Origin of the sequence: Arachidicoccus rhizosphaerae, from assembly GCF_900107765.1 — a bacterium.
Taxonomy (GTDB): domain Bacteria; phylum Bacteroidota; class Bacteroidia; order Chitinophagales; family Chitinophagaceae; genus Arachidicoccus; species Arachidicoccus rhizosphaerae.
Window position 1 is genome coordinate 67,493 of record NZ_FNQY01000004.1, and the last position, 15,610, is coordinate 83,102.

12 protein-coding genes and 1 other RNA gene are annotated in these 15,610 nt (G+C 47.3%); 7 read left to right on the forward strand and 6 right to left on the reverse strand.

Annotated features, from left to right (window positions below; translation table 11 throughout):
- Window positions 1-18 precede the first annotated feature (18 nt).
- From BLU80_RS04995 to BLU80_RS05020, 6 genes are all read right to left on the reverse strand, one after another.
- Window positions 19-1,008, reverse strand: a complete 990-nt coding sequence (locus BLU80_RS04995) for an SdiA-regulated domain-containing protein (RefSeq protein WP_091394423.1) — start codon at window positions 1,006-1,008, stop codon at window positions 19-21.
- 42 nt (window positions 1,009-1,050) lie between these two features.
- Window positions 1,051-3,363 (reverse strand): polyphosphate kinase 1, encoded by a 2,313-nt coding sequence (gene ppk1, locus BLU80_RS05000; protein ID WP_091394427.1) that lies wholly within the window; start codon window positions 3,361-3,363, stop codon window positions 1,051-1,053.
- Between the two features lie 11 nt (window positions 3,364-3,374).
- Window positions 3,375-4,676, reverse strand: coding sequence for a Pycsar system effector family protein (locus BLU80_RS05005; protein WP_091394430.1), 1,302 nt, complete (start codon window positions 4,674-4,676; stop codon window positions 3,375-3,377).
- Between the two features lie 176 nt (window positions 4,677-4,852).
- Window positions 4,853-5,551: a phosphatase PAP2 family protein gene (locus BLU80_RS05010; RefSeq protein ID WP_091394433.1), complete on the reverse strand. Its 699-nt coding sequence runs from the start codon at window positions 5,549-5,551 to the stop codon at window positions 4,853-4,855.
- Window positions 5,552-5,663: 112 nt separating this feature from the next.
- A complete protein-coding gene (locus BLU80_RS05015; protein WP_091394436.1) occupies window positions 5,664-6,371 on the reverse strand; it encodes a DedA family protein in 708 nt (235 codons plus the stop codon).
- A 345-nt stretch (window positions 6,372-6,716) separates the two neighbouring features.
- On the reverse strand, window positions 6,717-7,991 hold the full coding sequence (locus BLU80_RS05020; protein ID WP_091394440.1) for a dicarboxylate/amino acid:cation symporter: 1,275 nt from the start codon (window positions 7,989-7,991) through the stop codon (window positions 6,717-6,719).
- A gap of 459 nt (window positions 7,992-8,450) precedes the next feature.
- On the opposite strand from BLU80_RS05020, the gene BLU80_RS05030 reads away from it, so the two are divergent.
- From BLU80_RS05030 to fsa, 7 genes are all read left to right on the forward strand, one after another.
- Window positions 8,451-10,127: an amino acid permease gene (locus BLU80_RS05030; RefSeq protein WP_091394448.1), complete on the forward strand. Its 1,677-nt coding sequence runs from the start codon at window positions 8,451-8,453 to the stop codon at window positions 10,125-10,127.
- A gap of 248 nt (window positions 10,128-10,375) precedes the next feature.
- Entirely contained in the window at window positions 10,376-11,998 is a 1,623-nt protein-coding gene (gene nadB / locus BLU80_RS05035; RefSeq protein WP_091394451.1) for an L-aspartate oxidase, read from the forward strand.
- Window positions 11,999-12,151: 153 nt separating this feature from the next.
- Window positions 12,152-13,042 (forward strand): lysophospholipid acyltransferase family protein, encoded by an 891-nt coding sequence (locus BLU80_RS05040; RefSeq protein WP_091394453.1) that lies wholly within the window; start codon window positions 12,152-12,154, stop codon window positions 13,040-13,042.
- A 39-nt stretch (window positions 13,043-13,081) separates the two neighbouring features.
- Window positions 13,082-13,744 carry a hexitol phosphatase HxpB gene (gene hxpB, locus BLU80_RS05045; protein WP_091394457.1) on the forward strand — a complete coding sequence of 221 codons (663 nt, stop codon included), beginning with the start codon at window positions 13,082-13,084 and terminating at the stop codon, window positions 13,742-13,744.
- Between the two features lie 179 nt (window positions 13,745-13,923).
- Window positions 13,924-14,130, forward strand: coding sequence for a hypothetical protein (locus BLU80_RS05050; protein WP_091394461.1), 207 nt, complete (start codon window positions 13,924-13,926; stop codon window positions 14,128-14,130).
- 227 nt (window positions 14,131-14,357) lie between these two features.
- Window positions 14,358-14,457: signal recognition particle sRNA small type (ffs, locus tag BLU80_RS05055), an RNA gene on the forward strand.
- A gap of 369 nt (window positions 14,458-14,826) precedes the next feature.
- The gene (gene fsa / locus BLU80_RS05060; protein ID WP_091394464.1) at window positions 14,827-15,480 is read left to right on the forward strand and encodes a fructose-6-phosphate aldolase; all 654 of its coding nucleotides are present in this window, start codon (window positions 14,827-14,829) and stop codon (window positions 15,478-15,480) included.
- Window positions 15,481-15,610: the final 130 nt, after the last annotated feature.

Here is a 15,610-nt window from a genome sequence, read left to right on the forward strand (position 1 = left end):
GCCCATATAGCTTAGCTGCTAGGACACCGGTGTAAATTTCAACAGAGTGGCTCCGCCCGGGCTTTGTCCTTCATTGGATATATACAGATTACCGTCCTTATCAAAACACATGCCTTCGGGCTGCGGATACAACCCCGGCGGTAAGGGCTGCACGGATTTCACCTGCCAGTCGCTGCCCGTTACCACGAGCATTTTATTGATGGAGGATAATAAATACCACTCGCCGGTGGCAGGATTTCTGCAAATAGCAGAAGGCTTAAAATTGATTGTAGCAGGCTCGTGTTTTTTCTTTTTGCCCTTTTGCTTGGTCTGCCGGGCATAAGCCATTTCACTGATCCGGGTCACGTCCACCTGGAAAGAGGCGCCCCTTACCCATTTACCGCCGTTTAAGTCCAGCCGGTAAACAGAAGTCGATTTTTTATGATCCTCCTTTGCACACTGCTTGCAGAGCATATAAAGCTGACTAGTGGCCGTATCGGCATACAACCCTTCATATTCTCCCTTGGGGACCAGGCGGTGAATATGCTGTACTTCCACCGTCTTAGTCGGTGTCGCCGTAAAAGAAGCAGGCAGATCAATACTGAACAGATCCCCGTCAGACCGTAAAAAAATGGCTTTCCCGCCTAAAAAGACCAGGTCTTCATAATCTCCGTCTTTCCCAAAATCAACATAATTTGCTTGTTTGTCTCCCGGCGCCAGTTGGTAAAGCCTTCCCTTCTCATCCTGCTCTGCATATATATGCAGGCTGTCTGATTGTAAAAACCGGATCCCTGAGACTTCCCTCAGCTCTTCCGGCAACTGATAAACAGCCGTGGGCTGGCTGAGGCGGTAAGCAAAATCATTTTGAGCAGCGGCGCTCTCAGGCGCCGTACTATGCTGGGTAGCCGTAAGGACCGTGCTATCCGCCTGGCGACCGGGCTGCCCGGACCGGCAGCTCGCCATCACCACCGGCAGGCTCAGAGAACTGCCAAGCGTGATAACAGCGGATAGTATAGATAATATTTTCATTTTTTTTTATTTTAAAAAAACGGCCTGAAGAACAAAGCATCACTACCTTTCCTTTTCAGGCGCCTGCTGCAGGTTTTTCAGGTATTGATAAGTTTCCAGCTGTGCGGCTCTATTTTTTTCAGCAGTCTGCGGATCGTCTATAAAATCAGCTCTTTGCTGTTCGGAGATCACCCATTCATTGGTCATCTCTGCCGAAAACCGGACCAGGTGGAGCTCATCTTCAAATTGCAGCTCCACCATGTCTTTGATGGACCTGGCCAGTTGCTCATCCAGGACAGGACAACAGACTTCAATTCTTCTGTAAATATTGCGGTTCATCCAGTCCGCTGATCCGATATACAGGCTTTGCTCACCCGCGGCTTCAAAAATAAAGACACGACTGTGCTCCAGGTATCTGTCCACCAGCCGGTAGACTTCGATGTTTTCACTAAGACCGGGTTTGCCGGGAATTAACCGGCAAATGCTTCGAACCATCATCCGGATTTTAACGCCTGCCCCTGACGCTTCATATAAAGCGTCTATCAGGGACTGTTCTTCCAGATTGTTGAGTTTAATGGTAATTGCGGCAGGTAGTCCCTTCAGGGCCGCCTGCTTGCAACGCCCTATCTCAGATAAAAAAGCCGCTTTCAGATTAAACCCTGCAATCAGCAAACGCTGGGGTTTAAAAAACTGATAGCCTTCCGGCGTAGCTCTTTTCTCCAGGAAGAGCATCAGCGTTTCGATGTCTGCCGTAATCTGTTTATCGGAAGTCATCAGAATATGATCTGCATAAACGCCGGCAGTGTTTTCATTAAAATTGCCCGTTGCCACCACCCCGCAGTATTTCAGGGCAGCGCCCGGCACCCTGCGTTTTACCAGCGCCACTTTTGCATGCACTTTTAAGGCCCAGATGCTATAAACAATTCTGACACCGGCGGCCTTCAGTTTGCGGGCCCATTTGATATTATTGGCTTCGTCGAACCGGGCTTTGAGTTCCACAAATACCGTTACCTGCTTGCCGTTCTGAGCGGCCGTCATCAGCGCATGGGCGATTAGGGAATCACTGGCAATCCGGTACAGGGTCACCGCAATCTCTGACACTTCCGGTCTGATGGCCGCCTCATTAAAAAACCGCAGCACGGCGCTATAGTCCTGATAGGGTGTGCTGAGTAAAAGATCGTTTTGCTCAATGCGGGTCAGCAGGCCATCTAAGATACTGCCGCCGTCATACAGCGCATAGTCCGGCCTAAGGACCGGCCATTTTTGGTAATGATGTCCTTTTATGGGAAAAGACATTAAATCTTTTAAGTTATGGTAACGGCCGCCACGCACAAGCGCCGATTGAGGGCAGTTGAGTACCTCTGTTAAGCGCCCCAGTATATCTTTGGGCATTTGGGTGTCATATAAAAGACGGGTCGCCAGTCCGTAATTTCTTTTTCCGATCTGACGCTGAATAAAGCTGGCCAGATCTTTTCCATACTCATCTTTATAATCCACGTCAGCGTCCCGGCTGAGTTTAAAGCTGTAACTGCCTTCATAAATAAAATCGGCGCTGAATATAGTCGGGATATGCATGCGGATAATATCATCCAGCATCCATACATCGGTGGTGGTCAGCCCCTGTTTATTTTCCAGACTGACAAAACGCCCGCAGTCCAGGGCAGGTATCCGGATAATCCCCAGTCCAGCCGCCCCGCGAAGTATGCCGGGTACCAGTAAATAGATCTGATCATTTTCCGGAAAAAACCTGGCCCTTAGCTTTTTTTCCGGACGGTTGCCGGTATTAGCCTCCCGGCCGGGCTGGTCGGCCAGCCAGACCATGGTGAGGTGCGCTGCCACCTTTTCAAAAAAACGGGCCTGGATCCTGGGATCAATATTTTCAGGCAGCCTGGCGTTATATTTATAATCAATGCCAGCCATGCGCAGATCCGGTAAGATATCTGTCAGCAGCATCAGCCCGAATCTGTTTTGCAGTCCGTCGATCATGCTGCGTACCTGCCCTAGCAGCTCCGCGGTAGCGCAGGCGCTGCTAGGTAGCGTCGGCGGCTGGGGCACGGCCTGGTTATGCGGCGGTTTTACTTCCTTTATATCTTCAGGCGGCTCTTTTTGCGCACTTATTGCAGGGGAAGTCTGTTGCAGGTGCTGCTGCCCGCTGAAGGTCTCTTCCCGGACGTCCAGGTGTTTTAAGGCCAGAATGGCCGGCATCCTGACCCGGTAGAACTCATCCAGATTAGAAGAAAAAATACCCAGAAAACTCAGTTTCTCTCCTACCGGTACACCGGGTCTGCCGGCTTCCATTAAAATCCGTTCATTAAAAGAAAGCCAGCTTAAATCTCTGTCAAAATATGTAAATTTACCCTTGGATTTCATGCTCATTCATATCCGGTTTAAGAAACCATTACGCCAATCATATAGGCAATCACAGACAAAATCAGTCCATACATAAACACATTATATGCGGTCCTGAGTAACCGGTATTTCTTACCCAGCACCACGCCCTGCGCGTAGACATCCTTGATCAGGGATCCATATAAGAAATCCCGGTCATCCATCACCTGCCACATCCCTTTTGTATATTGTTCGAGATTCATTTTATAAAAATTACCGAAGAAAAGCAGGTTTGTTTTTTTCTCTTCGATATCTTTTTCCGTAAAGGTTCCTCTGGGAATGGTCGGACGGGTGGATAGGATGGAAAAAATTATGGTGATCAGGCTGATGGTGATCAAAATAAAAGTCGGAATAATTAATTCTTCGTGGGCATCTAATTTACGCAGCAGCAGGCTGATGACGGCCGATAAAATAATGGAGTTTACAGAAATTAAAATATGCGCTTTATTGTCCGCCATATTGGAGAGTTTCTGGTTATTGCCTGCCGTTACCCTGAACATGGTTTCAATGCCCTTATCGGGCCTTTCATTTTTTTCCTTCTTCTCTTTTAGCTTCTCTTTATCCTTGTTTTTTTTCTTTTCCTGTTTCTCGTGACCGGTGTCTGCCAGGGAGGCGGCGGTGGCAGGCAAAGCAGGGCCCTGTTCAGACTCCGGCAAAACGGCGTCCTTTGTCTCCTCAGCGCCGCTTTGCCGGGAGGCCACCTCCGCTGCTTTTTTCTTAAGGGCGGCCAGATTAGCCGCCTTCTTATCCGTTAGCAACATCCGGCAATAATCCGTATGATAATGATGAGATTCCAAAAACGCAATGGTGCCCAGCCGCCACTGCTGCCTGGACAGTTCTTTGCCCAGCACTTTAGCTTTTTCCTGGCACATCAGACCATTGATTTCTTTAAAACGGTCCCGACCCAGATGAAAAAGGTCGGCGTCGCATACAATAGCTTCCAGTAACCCCTTTGGCTGCTGTGGAATCTTTGTAGCCAGGATACAGCCTTTCACTTGATCCGTTAGTCCGGGAGCCACCGCGTGCGCTTCCAGAAAAGCAGCCGCTGCATCCGCTCCCGCCTGCTCATGCTGATCCGGGTCGATATGATATCCCACGTCATGGAACCAGGCGGCCACCATCACCACTTCATAATCCGCGTCTTCCAGTTGGTAATGACTGCTGATCTCTTCAGCGGCGGCCACTACCGCCTGCGTATGTGCCAGGTTATGATAGGCTCTTTTTTCCTGTTCATGATTGGCAAAAAAAGCCCGGACAAACACCTGCGCCTCCTGCACTAATTGTACTACTGCTTCCTTCATATATTTTCTTTAAATAACTTGACTGGTCTTCTATAAGGCTTTTTGATTAATCAAATAATTAAGCGATCTTTTTACCAACCCGGCCTTTGCCGGATCAGCCCATCCTTATATCCAAAATTAGTGCTTATTTTCCACCTGCAAAAGTGCCCGCTATTTGGCTTACAACGCCCCTGCGGCTAATCCCCGTAAATCCTTCCTGTCACCCAATGTCCTAAAATTCCGCTGACAATTCCTACGGCAAGACCTCCCAGCACATCCGTGGGATAATGTCTGCCCAGATACATCCTGGAATAACCTACCGATCCCGCCCAAAGTGTAATGGGCAGGGTAACGGTCCATTGTTTGCGCGTAAGCGCAAGGGAGGCGGCAGTGGAAAAGGCAAGGGTCGTATGACCGGAGGGAAAAGAAGGGCCGGTTCCGTAATTAATGGGATGGATGATATCCGGGTAACTCATAAAAGGCCTGGGCCTTTTAAAAAGATGCTTCAGCCCGATGGACATTGCCTGCCCTATCCCTACGGTGACGCCCGTTTCCACCGCATAGCGTTTATTCAAAGGGTCATCTGCAATAAATCCATATCCCAGCTCTGCCAGGGTGATGGAGGCCGGTAACCAGTAGGCGCTATTACTGATCTGACTCATAAACTTGCTGGAAGGTGTATCGGGATTTAACTGATCCAGTAAATGGATATCAAAATTAAGCGGCTTACCTTTTAGATTTACAGGCAGGCTGTCCTGCGCCAAAGATGCAAAGGGCAGGCATATAAGCAGTATCCATTGCAGCAGCAGTCCTCTGACAGGAATATATGCTTTACCTGGCTTTACGTAACAGTGCTTTTCAGGGGCCGGACTCTCGGTTTTAACTGCTGTTGGCATCTTTATTATCTTATTATATATAATAATTTGCTTTTCAGTAGTAAAGATACTGGTTAATCTACAAAAAACAGTAGGCGGAACCACTAAGTCCGGTTGTCTGCCCTTTCAATCATTAAAGCGGGTCTTCGGTAATCTTCTGGCCTGTTTTTTTGCCCTTGTCGCCTCTGATCATCTTTATGATCACCGGCGCTGTCGTGATGACGACCAGGATGATAATAATATATTCCAGGTGATGGGTCAGATCAACATTATAGGTTTTAAGCACGACTTTATACAGATAGTGTCCACCGGCCAGCATGAGTGCCGCCCAGCTGAAGGAACCTATCATATTAAACAGCATGAACTTTTTCTTCTCCATTTTCACAATACCCGCTACAATGGGTGCGAAGGTTCTGATAATAGGTAAGAATCTGGCCAGAATCAGAGCGCCGCCGCCTTTCTCTTCAAAGAAATCATGCGCCTGCTGCAAATGCTTTTTCTTAAAGTACCAGGTATCTTTTTTCTTGAACAGCAGGGGGCCGCTTTTACTGCCAAACCAAAAACCAAAGATATTGCCCAGCACGCCTGCCAAAAAGACCAGCAGGATAATTTCCAAAAGGTTCAGAAAAGGGCTGCCGGTATCAAAAAATGATTTGGCCAGGTCATCACTGTATATGCCTGCGATAAATAACAGGGAATCACCGGGCAGGAAAAATCCGACAAATAATCCTGTTTCCGCAAATATGATAAACAAAATCAACCACAATCCACCGGCCTGTATATAGAATTCGGGGCTTAACAGTTGTTTCCAGTCAAAACTCAATAGTATTGCATCCAGCATGGATTCTAATTAAATAGCTTTCAAAAAGTTCTCTGTGATATAAACCAGGTTCTCCAGCAAATGTAAGGCAGCGAGGCGACTCTTATACATCGACTTTGATAATTAATATTAAAATTAAACTTAAATATTATTTAATAATAATCAGTAAAAAAGATCAGCTAAGTGCGTGCTACCCTGCTCCCGGCACAACAACCAGGCTTCTTCTTCCTGGAATCGCCGGGTTCAGACATCCGGTCAAAGATAGCAAAAAGCCGTTGTAAAATTACCGGCTGCGGGGGGCCACTTACCGAATTTACGACTGGCGGCAGCGGCTTATAACGGTACCTAGGTTTTCCCGGTTAAAGATCAGGCGGCTTTTGCCGCTTCCTGCTGGAGCAGAACAGGATCTTTAAGTTCTCCCTCCCATTTGCTGACGGCCGCTGTGGACAGTGCATTGCCTACCACATTGGTCATGGAGCGGAGCATATCACAGAAATGATCAATCGGTAAGATAAGGGCGATTCCCTCCGGCGGAATATCAAACATCGCACAGGTGGCGGCCACCACTACCAGGGAGGCTCTCGGCACGCCGGCCATTCCTTTACTGGTCAGCATCAGTACAAACAGCATGGTGATCTGCGTACCGATATCCAGATGAATGCCATAGGCCTGGGCAATCGCCATAGAGGCAAAGGTCATATTAATCATGGAGCCGTCCAGGTTAAAGGAGTAGCCCAGCGGCAATACGAAGGAAACAATTTTATTTTTGCAGCCATATTTCTCCAGCTCTTCCGTCAGTACCGGAAATACTGCTTCACTGCTGGTGGTGCTGAAGGCAATAATCATAGGCTGAATAATATGTTTCAGCAACGGCAGCAGCCTTTTACCCAGGATAAAATAACCGACCAGTGCCATTAAGAGCCATAGGATGGCAATGGCCACCATAAACCAAAGCAGGTATTTTCCATAGAACCAGAAGATACCGGGGCCGTTCACGGCCATTGTCCCGGCAATAGAACCCAATACGCCGATGGGGGCCGTGTACATGACATATCCCACCATAACCAGGATGGCCTCTGATAAGGTATCCAGCGCTTTTACCACCGGTTTCGCCCTTTCGCCCAGCGCGGCCAGTGATACGCCCAGAAACATGGCAAATACGACAATCTGCAAAATCTCATTGTCCGCCATGGCCTCTATCACGCTTTTAGGTACCAGGTGGTTGATAAAGTTCTCGGCAGAGAAAGACTGGGTTCCGGAGATGATATCTCCCACATCGCCGGTGGCGGTGCCCAGATTCAGGCCCATTCCCGGTTTACCCAAATGCACGATCATCAGTCCGATAAACAGGCTGGCAATGGAGGCAGTGATAAACCAAAGCATGGCCTTGCCACCGATGCGGCCCACACTTTTTAAATCCCCTAATTTAGCGATGCCTACCGTTAAGGTACAAAGTACCAGTGGAGCGATAATCATCTGTACTAACCTTAAAAACAAGGTAGTCATCATTTTACCAATGGATACCAGGGTTGGGATATCCTGCTTGGGCATATATTTATAAGCAATATAGCCGATGATGGCGCCCAGCGCCATGGCAATGATAATATATAAGGTCAGACGGTTCTTGGAATTACGCTTCATGCAATTTCTTTACTTAAAAAACGCCCTGAAAACAGTTGCCTCTTCCTTAAAAGAGATCCAACAAATTGATTTTCAGAAGCACATTATATTTATTTACAGAATAAAAGTTATGACTATGATCCACTTTTTTAACCGGTGCAAGATAATAAACAAACAGCTATTAGCTTTTATTTTTCTCACTCCCACCTGAAACTTCGTGTGCTGCGGGGCCCGGCGGTCAAATTTATTTAAAATCTTCAGCACTGCAGCCACACCGGTAAATATCCTTCAAAATATCTTCAGTATTCCAATGCGTGTGGAGCGCCAAAACCCGGAAAGATAACAAAACAAACAGATATCAGGGAAATTTACCCTCTTTTTATTCAAAAAGGCCAAAAAAACGGGGGTTTTGTTAAACAGTTTAGAATTAATCCTTAATTTTCCACCTCATAACTTATCTAAGAATATTTAAATATTACTATGAGCTTATTTGCCAAAAAGTCAATTAGTTCCCTGATTGCCGAGTCGTCTGCGACGGATGGTCTGAAAAAAACACTGAGTGCCCGCTCTCTGGTAGCCCTGGGTATTGGTGCCATCATTGGTGCCGGACTATTCTCCATAACAGGGGTTGCTGCAGCCAATATGGCCGGCCCGGGGATTATGATTTCTTTTATTATTGCGGCTGTCGGTTGTGCCTTTGCCGGTCTGTGTTATGCGGAGTTTGCCTCCATGATACCTGTCGCGGGCAGTGCCTATACCTATTCCTACGCCACTATGGGTGAGTTTATCGCCTGGATTATCGGCTGGGATCTGGTGCTGGAATACGCAGTAGGAGCCGCCACCGTTGCCTCCAGCTGGTCTGGATATCTCAACGAACTGCTCAAGAGTTTTGACATCGCACTACCCCATATGCTCACGGCTACTCCTTTTGATACCGTACCCGGCATTTTAAATTTACCCGCTGTATTTATCGTCGTTATTATCTCCATGATCCTGATTCGGGGAACAAGTGAATCCGCCTGGGTCAACGCCATCATCGTGGTGGTTAAGGTCTCCATTGTGGTCATATTTATCGCCCTGGGTATTCATTATGTACAGCCTGCCAACCTCACCCCGCTGGTCCCCCAGAACACCGGCGAGTTCGGTCATTTCGGCTGGTCAGGTGTGGTCAGAGCGGCGGCCGTCGTCTTTTTTGCCTATATCGGTTTTGACGCCGTCTCCACGGCGGCGCAGGAGACTAAAAACCCTAAAAAAGCAATGCCTATTGGCATTTTAGGTTCTTTGGTTATCTGTACCGTCCTTTATATCGCCTTTGCCTATGTCATGACCGGTGTGGCCCATTATACCATGTTCAATACCGGTGGCAGCAGTGACCTGGCGCCTGTAGCCATTGCCATCAAGCAAATGGGTACCGTCGGCGCAGGCGGCGTGGTGACGCCTGCCTATCCATGGCTTAATACCCTGATTATTGTAGCCATTCTGCTGGGTTACTCCTCCGTGATCCTGGTGATGCTGTTAGGACAAAGCCGGGTTTTCTACTCCATGAGTAATGACGGACTGTTACCCGGTATTTTCTCTAAACTGCATCCACGCCATAAAACACCTTATAAATCCAATTTACTGTTCATGCTCTTCGTCAGCCTTTTTGCAGCCTTTATCCCGGGACGCATTGTGGGTGAGATGACCAGCATCGGTACCTTATTTGCCTTTATCCTGGTTTGTATCGGGGTGCTGGTTATGCGCAGTAAAATGAAGGACGCTCCAAGAGCATTCAGAACACCGTTTGTGCCGCTGGTGCCTATCCTGGGCGTTCTGGTTTGTTTATTCATGATGGTATTCTTACCGCTGGATACCTGGATTCGTCTGATTGCCTGGATGATGATCGGACTGGATATCTATCTGTCCAGAGGTATTTTAAAAAGCAACCTGAATGCAGCGGATTCCCAAAAAGATCATAGCCGCAGCTATAAAATCACCGCCATCAGCGGTCTGGTGCTGACCCTCGTTTTAGCCATCCTTGGCCTTTGTCATCATTTTAATACCAAGGGGTCGGATGAAGGCCTGGTAATTTTCTCTCTGATAATGGTGGTATTCCACCTGATTTATTACGGTGTCTACATGGCTAAAGCCGCCGGCCTGCGTAATAAAGAAGGTTAATACAAGGCCTTATCTCAACAGAGACCTGGTATTTATGACTGATTTTTAATGCATCGAAGCCACTTATTCCTCCGGGAATAAGTGGCTTTTTTATGGTATCTCCCCCCAAAAAAAGGGCTGTTTACCCGAAATTTTAAGCCGGTGGGCCAATTAATCTACCTGCCAAGCAGGAATATTCCTTAATTTTGGTCTGCATAATTAATAACCTGATACAACTCAATCATTACACAAAAACCATCTATCCATTTATGACAACGGATCTACTGGTCATTGGTTCGGGAATAGCCGGACTTACATTTGCCATAAAGGCAGCGAAGGCTTTGCCGGATAAGGAAATCCTCGTGCTCACCAAAGCGCCATCACCGGAAGAGACCAATACCAACTATGCCCAGGGCGGCGTGGCCGGTGTCTGGGACTTTGCAAAAGACAGTTTTGACAAACATATAGAAGATACGCTGATCGCCGGCGACGGCCTCTGTGATCCCCGGGCCGTGGAGGTGGTGGTGAAGGAAGGACCCGACCGGATCCGGGAAATCATCGGCTATGGAACCCGTTTTGATAAAAATGATGACGGTGACTATAATCTGGGAAGAGAAGGCGGCCATAGCGAGTTCCGGATCCTGCACCATAAGGACGTAACCGGTAAGGAAATAGAAAGAGCCCTGATAGCGGAAGCGGAAAGGCACAATAATATCCGGATGCTGGATGAATACTACGTCGTTGAGCTTCTGACACAGCATCACCTGGGTTATCTGGTCACGAAGTCTTCCAAAGATATCACCTGTTATGGGGTCTATGCCCTGAACCGTAACACCAACTCCATTGAAAAAATACTAGCCTCTGCCACCCTTCTGGCTACCGGCGGCTGCGGCCAGGCCTACCGTACCACCACCAACCCCAGGGTGGCCACCGGAGACGGGGTGGCCATGAGTTACCGCGCCAAGGGGCGCATTGAGAACATGGAATTTATCCAGTTCCACCCGACCGCTCTTTTTGAGCCGGGTGTCTCTCCTGCCTTTTTAATTACGGAAGCAGTCCGGGGCGAAGGCGGCGTGCTTCGCAACCATAAAGGCGAGGCCTTTATGGAAAAATATGATCCCAGAAAAGATCTGGCACCCCGTGATATTGTAGCCAGAGCCATCGACAGTGAGATGAAAAAACACGGGACGCAGCATGTCTATCTGGATTGCTCTCCTATTGAAAGAGAAAAGTTCATGCAGCATTTTCCCAATATTTATGAGCATTGTAAAAACATAGGAATCGATGTCTTTAAGGACGGCATACCGGTAGCGCCGGCAGCACATTACAGCTGCGGAGGCGTAAAGACCGACCTGCATGGCAGAACCTCCATCCAGCATCTGTATGCCTGCGGCGAGTGTTCTTCCACCGGTTTACATGGCGCCAACCGTCTGGCCAGCAACAGCCTGCTGGAAGCCATGGTATTCGCCCACCGGGCTTTTGAGGATGTATTGGCTCAATACCAGGAAGGCAGCCTGCAAAAGTTCAATCAGGAAATGGCCAGCCTGACACTGCCGGACTGGGACGCCCTGGGGACCTCCGAACCGAAGGAAATGATACTGATTACCCAAAGCGTCAAGGAGCTCGAACAGATCATGAGTGATTATGTGGGCATCGTGCGCACCAATGTACGTCTGGAAAGAGCGATGCGCCGCCTGGATTTACTGTTCGAAGAAACGGAAGCCCTGTATAAACAGGCGCAGGTATCCCCCCAGCTCTGCCAGCTGCGCAACCTGATTACGGTGGGCTACCTGATTGTCAAAGGAGCTCAGTTCCGCCAGGAAAGCAGGGGATTACATTTTAATACGGATTACCCGGAGAAAAGTGATTTACTCCAAAGCGTCATTTTATAAGCCGCGCCTAAACATTATAAAATTATCATATTTTATGTAATAATTGCCAAATAGGGCAGCAGTCAGCTGCCCTATTTGTATATTTGCGGCTTATAATCTTTATTCCGGTGATTTTCTGGAGAAAATACCGGTCCACAAAAGCAGTCGGCAAACATGTATTATTTAGTATACGGTTTACTCTACCTGATCTCACTACTGCCCTTTCGGGTGCTGTATGGAATCAGTGACCTGGCTGCCTTTATCCTGCACCGCATTATCCGTTACAGAAAACCCGTTGTTTTACATAATCTTCAGATTGCCTTTCCGGAAAAGACAGCGCCGGAGCGAAAAGCGATTGCAGAACAGTTCTATTACCGGTTTACGGATAATTTTGTGGAGCTGATCAAACTGATTTCCCTGCCTGCCAAAGCCATCCGCAGGCGGTTTCATTGTGAGGATGCCCTGCTGAAGGAACTTTATCAGCAAGGGCTCAGCGTGGATTTTGTTTTAGGCCATTTTTTTAACTGGGAATGGTGTAATCTGGCTTATAGCTTAAATAATCCTTATACCCAGTTAGTGGTGTATGCCCATGTATCGAGCCCTGTTGCCCAGCGGCTGATGCAACGTATCCGGGTACGGTTCGGGACTGTTTTAATAGACAGTAAAAAATTCAAGGAACAGTATAAACCCTATGCCAGTGAGCGCAAGGCCTTTGTGCTGGTGGCCGATCAGAATCCCCGGTTTTTAAAAAGCGCCTACTGGCTGCCTTTTTTTGGCCGGCTGACGCCCTTTGCCAAAGGGCCGGATGCCAATTCCAGGCTCATGAATAATGCCGTGGTGTATTGCAGCATTAAAAGAATTAAAAGAGGCTATTATACCACCAGACTCAGTTGCCTGACCAGGGCGGCCGGCCATCTGCCTAAAGGCAGCATTACGCTGCAAACCGCAGCGCTGCTGGAAAAAACAATTGAGGAAGATCCGCCGGGTTATCTTTGGAGTCACCGCCGGTTTAAACATACTTATACACCAGAGCGGGATCAGCGTAATTTACTGACACCTGCTTAACTCATACCACACAAAAAGCATTTAAAAATTAAAAAAGCTATGCATTTATCTACGGTAATATTTGATATGGACGGCCTGCTGATTGACAGTGAACCCTTATGGAAAGAGGCTGCCCAGGAAATCTTTGCTGAATACGGCATCACGCTCTCCGACAGCCAGTACGCAACTACCACGGGTCTCAGAACCAAGGAGTTTGTGGAGTGGTGGCTATCCAGACACCAGATTACAGCAACCGAATACGACAATGCAGAAGCTAAAATCCTGGCTGCCGTAATGGATAAGGTGGATAAAAGAGGCCTTGTGATGCCGGGGGTCAATCATATTTTTGAATTTTTCAGCAGCCTGAATTTTAAAATAGGCATCGCCTCTTCTTCTTCCCTCCCGTTGATTCACCTGGTAGTCAATAAATTAGGGATCGGCAAATACCTGCACGCCATTGCCTCGGCCGGAGACCTGCCCCATGGCAAACCCCATCCGCAGGTCTATCTGAACTGTGCCAGGACCCTGGAGACCCCGCCTACCAGCTGCATTTGTTTTGAGGATTCTTTTAATGGGATGATCGCCGTTAAGGCCGCCAGAATGCGCTGTGTCATTGTTCCCGGACCGGAACATTACAAGGAAGAAAGATGGGCAGCCGCCGACCTTAAATTGTCTTCTTTACAGAATTTCAATCAGTTACACTTGAATCTTTTAGATAATTAACAAACAGCATGATAATCAGCAGGATGTTAAATCCTTATTTTGGCAAAAAACGTTTCCCAATTGCCCGATTTTTCCCAAAATCTACTTACATTTAACCTCTAGGCCGGGTTCAGGGTAGGTTTCCAGTAAGCATTCTCTGCCCATAATTTTATTAGATTGATCAATTAAAAACTAAAAAGATGGACACTTCAAAATTCATTAAGGCTTATTGTCTGAAAACAAAAGAAAAGAACGTACCCATGCACAATGCAGTAGTTTCAAAGACGGCCAGAGGCGGTTATATCGCAAAAGGCGATGACGGCAAAGGCAATAAAATGAGTGCGATCCTAAGTGAAACCAACGCGCTGAAAGCAATAGCTGACGGAGTGGCTAAAAAAGATTTCTAGTTTATATTAACGTATAAACCGAAGTCAACCATAAGGTTAACTTATTTCAGGTGAGTGTCTTTACCACCGGGTTCAACCATACTACAGACACTTCGCCTTATAACGGGAACAGAAAAAACTGAACAGATTCTGATAAAGCACCGGCTTTAATCAGGATCTGTTTTTTTATTTTCACAAAACGAGTCATAAAATTTGGCATTTAACCTTAAGCCTTTTACATTTGCACCCGGCAGGTCTCACACGGCCAGCTCCTACTGAACCCTCCCAGGGCCGGAAGGCAGCAAGAGTAGGTGGTCGTAGCGGCGCGATGTGAGTAGCCTGCCTTCTTTTTCCCCAATACTTATTTTTTGAAGGCAGTCTGGTTAACGGATGAATTGTCAAGCAAATATGCCTGACGCATTCCTCTTATATATCCTACTTCCAAGCTTTATTTAGGCAGATGATCAAGCCCGGCAGGTGAAAATCTGAAGGTTTAACCGGCTGCAGACCATACCAGCCCGCAATTATTCAATGGCTAAGCGCCAATATCAACTAAATGCAAATTTTTTATACTTATTAATTCTAATTTTAATTTTTGCGTACCTTTGAGGGAAGATTGCGACGCACCGGTTCTCTTATGCGCCGCGCAAGACAAAACAGAGGAAAGAATAAAGAAAGATATATTTTACCAATCATTAAACTAAAAAAAAAAGACTGATGAAATTTTTTATTGACACGGCAGATCTGGAACAGATTAAGGAAGCCAATGATTTAGGTATCCTGGATGGTGTAACCACCAACCCATCCTTAATGGCTAAAGTAGGCGTTAAGGGTCATGAAGCCGTTATTCAGCATTATAAAACCATCTGCGATATCGTAGACGGTGATATCAGCGCTGAAGTTGTATCTACTGATTTTAAAGGCATTGTAGAAGAAGGTAAAAAACTGGCCGCATTGCATAAAAATATCGTAGTAAAAGTCCCCATGATTAAAGACGGGGTAAAAGCCATCAAATGGTTTACCGACAATGGTATCCGTACCAACTGTACCCTGGTATTCTCCGCCGGGCAGGCCATTTTAGCCGCCAAGGCAGGTGCAGCCTACGTATCTCCTTTCATCGGACGTATCGATGACAGTGGCTGGGAAGGCATCAATCTGATTTCTCAGATTGCAGAAATCTACGCCGTTCAGGGATTTGAAACTGAGATCCTGGCAGCTTCCATCCGCAGCTCTAATCATATCATTCAGTGTGCTGAAGCCGGTGCAGACGTTGTCACCTCTCCATTGGAACCCATCCTGGGCTTACTGAAACACCCGCTGACAGATATCGGCCTGGCTAAGTTTCTGGAAGATGCGAAAAAATTTGCATAAGATAAGACGCATTCAATCGTCATTATCATACAGACCCGGTTATCTGCACTCTGTTTACCAGAGCGTGGATAACCGGGTTTCTCTTTACTACTGTAACGTCAGCGCTGGTGAATAAAAATGCCTGGTCTTA

Coding starts and splice junctions, on each gene's coding strand:
- BLU80_RS05015 (WP_091394436.1), bottom strand. CDS start 6,371: ATGCTGGATGCAATACTATTGAGTTTTGACTGGAAACAACTGTTAAGC.
- BLU80_RS04995 (WP_091394423.1), bottom strand. CDS start 1,008: ATGAAAATATTATCTATACTATCCGCTGTTATCACGCTTGGCAGTTCT.
- nadB (WP_091394451.1), top strand. CDS start 10,376: ATGACAACGGATCTACTGGTCATTGGTTCGGGAATAGCCGGACTTACA.
- BLU80_RS05020 (WP_091394440.1), bottom strand. CDS start 7,991: ATGAAGCGTAATTCCAAGAACCGTCTGACCTTATATATTATCATTGCC.
- ppk1 (WP_091394427.1), bottom strand. CDS start 3,363: ATGAGCATGAAATCCAAGGGTAAATTTACATATTTTGACAGAGATTTA.
- BLU80_RS05005 (WP_091394430.1), bottom strand. CDS start 4,676: ATGAAGGAAGCAGTAGTACAATTAGTGCAGGAGGCGCAGGTGTTTGTC.
- BLU80_RS05010 (WP_091394433.1), bottom strand. CDS start 5,551: ATGCCAACAGCAGTTAAAACCGAGAGTCCGGCCCCTGAAAAGCACTGT.
- BLU80_RS05050 (WP_091394461.1), top strand. CDS start 13,924: ATGGACACTTCAAAATTCATTAAGGCTTATTGTCTGAAAACAAAAGAA.
- hxpB (WP_091394457.1), top strand. CDS start 13,082: ATGCATTTATCTACGGTAATATTTGATATGGACGGCCTGCTGATTGAC.
- BLU80_RS05040 (WP_091394453.1), top strand. CDS start 12,152: ATGTATTATTTAGTATACGGTTTACTCTACCTGATCTCACTACTGCCC.
- BLU80_RS05030 (WP_091394448.1), top strand. CDS start 8,451: ATGAGCTTATTTGCCAAAAAGTCAATTAGTTCCCTGATTGCCGAGTCG.
- fsa (WP_091394464.1), top strand. CDS start 14,827: ATGAAATTTTTTATTGACACGGCAGATCTGGAACAGATTAAGGAAGCC.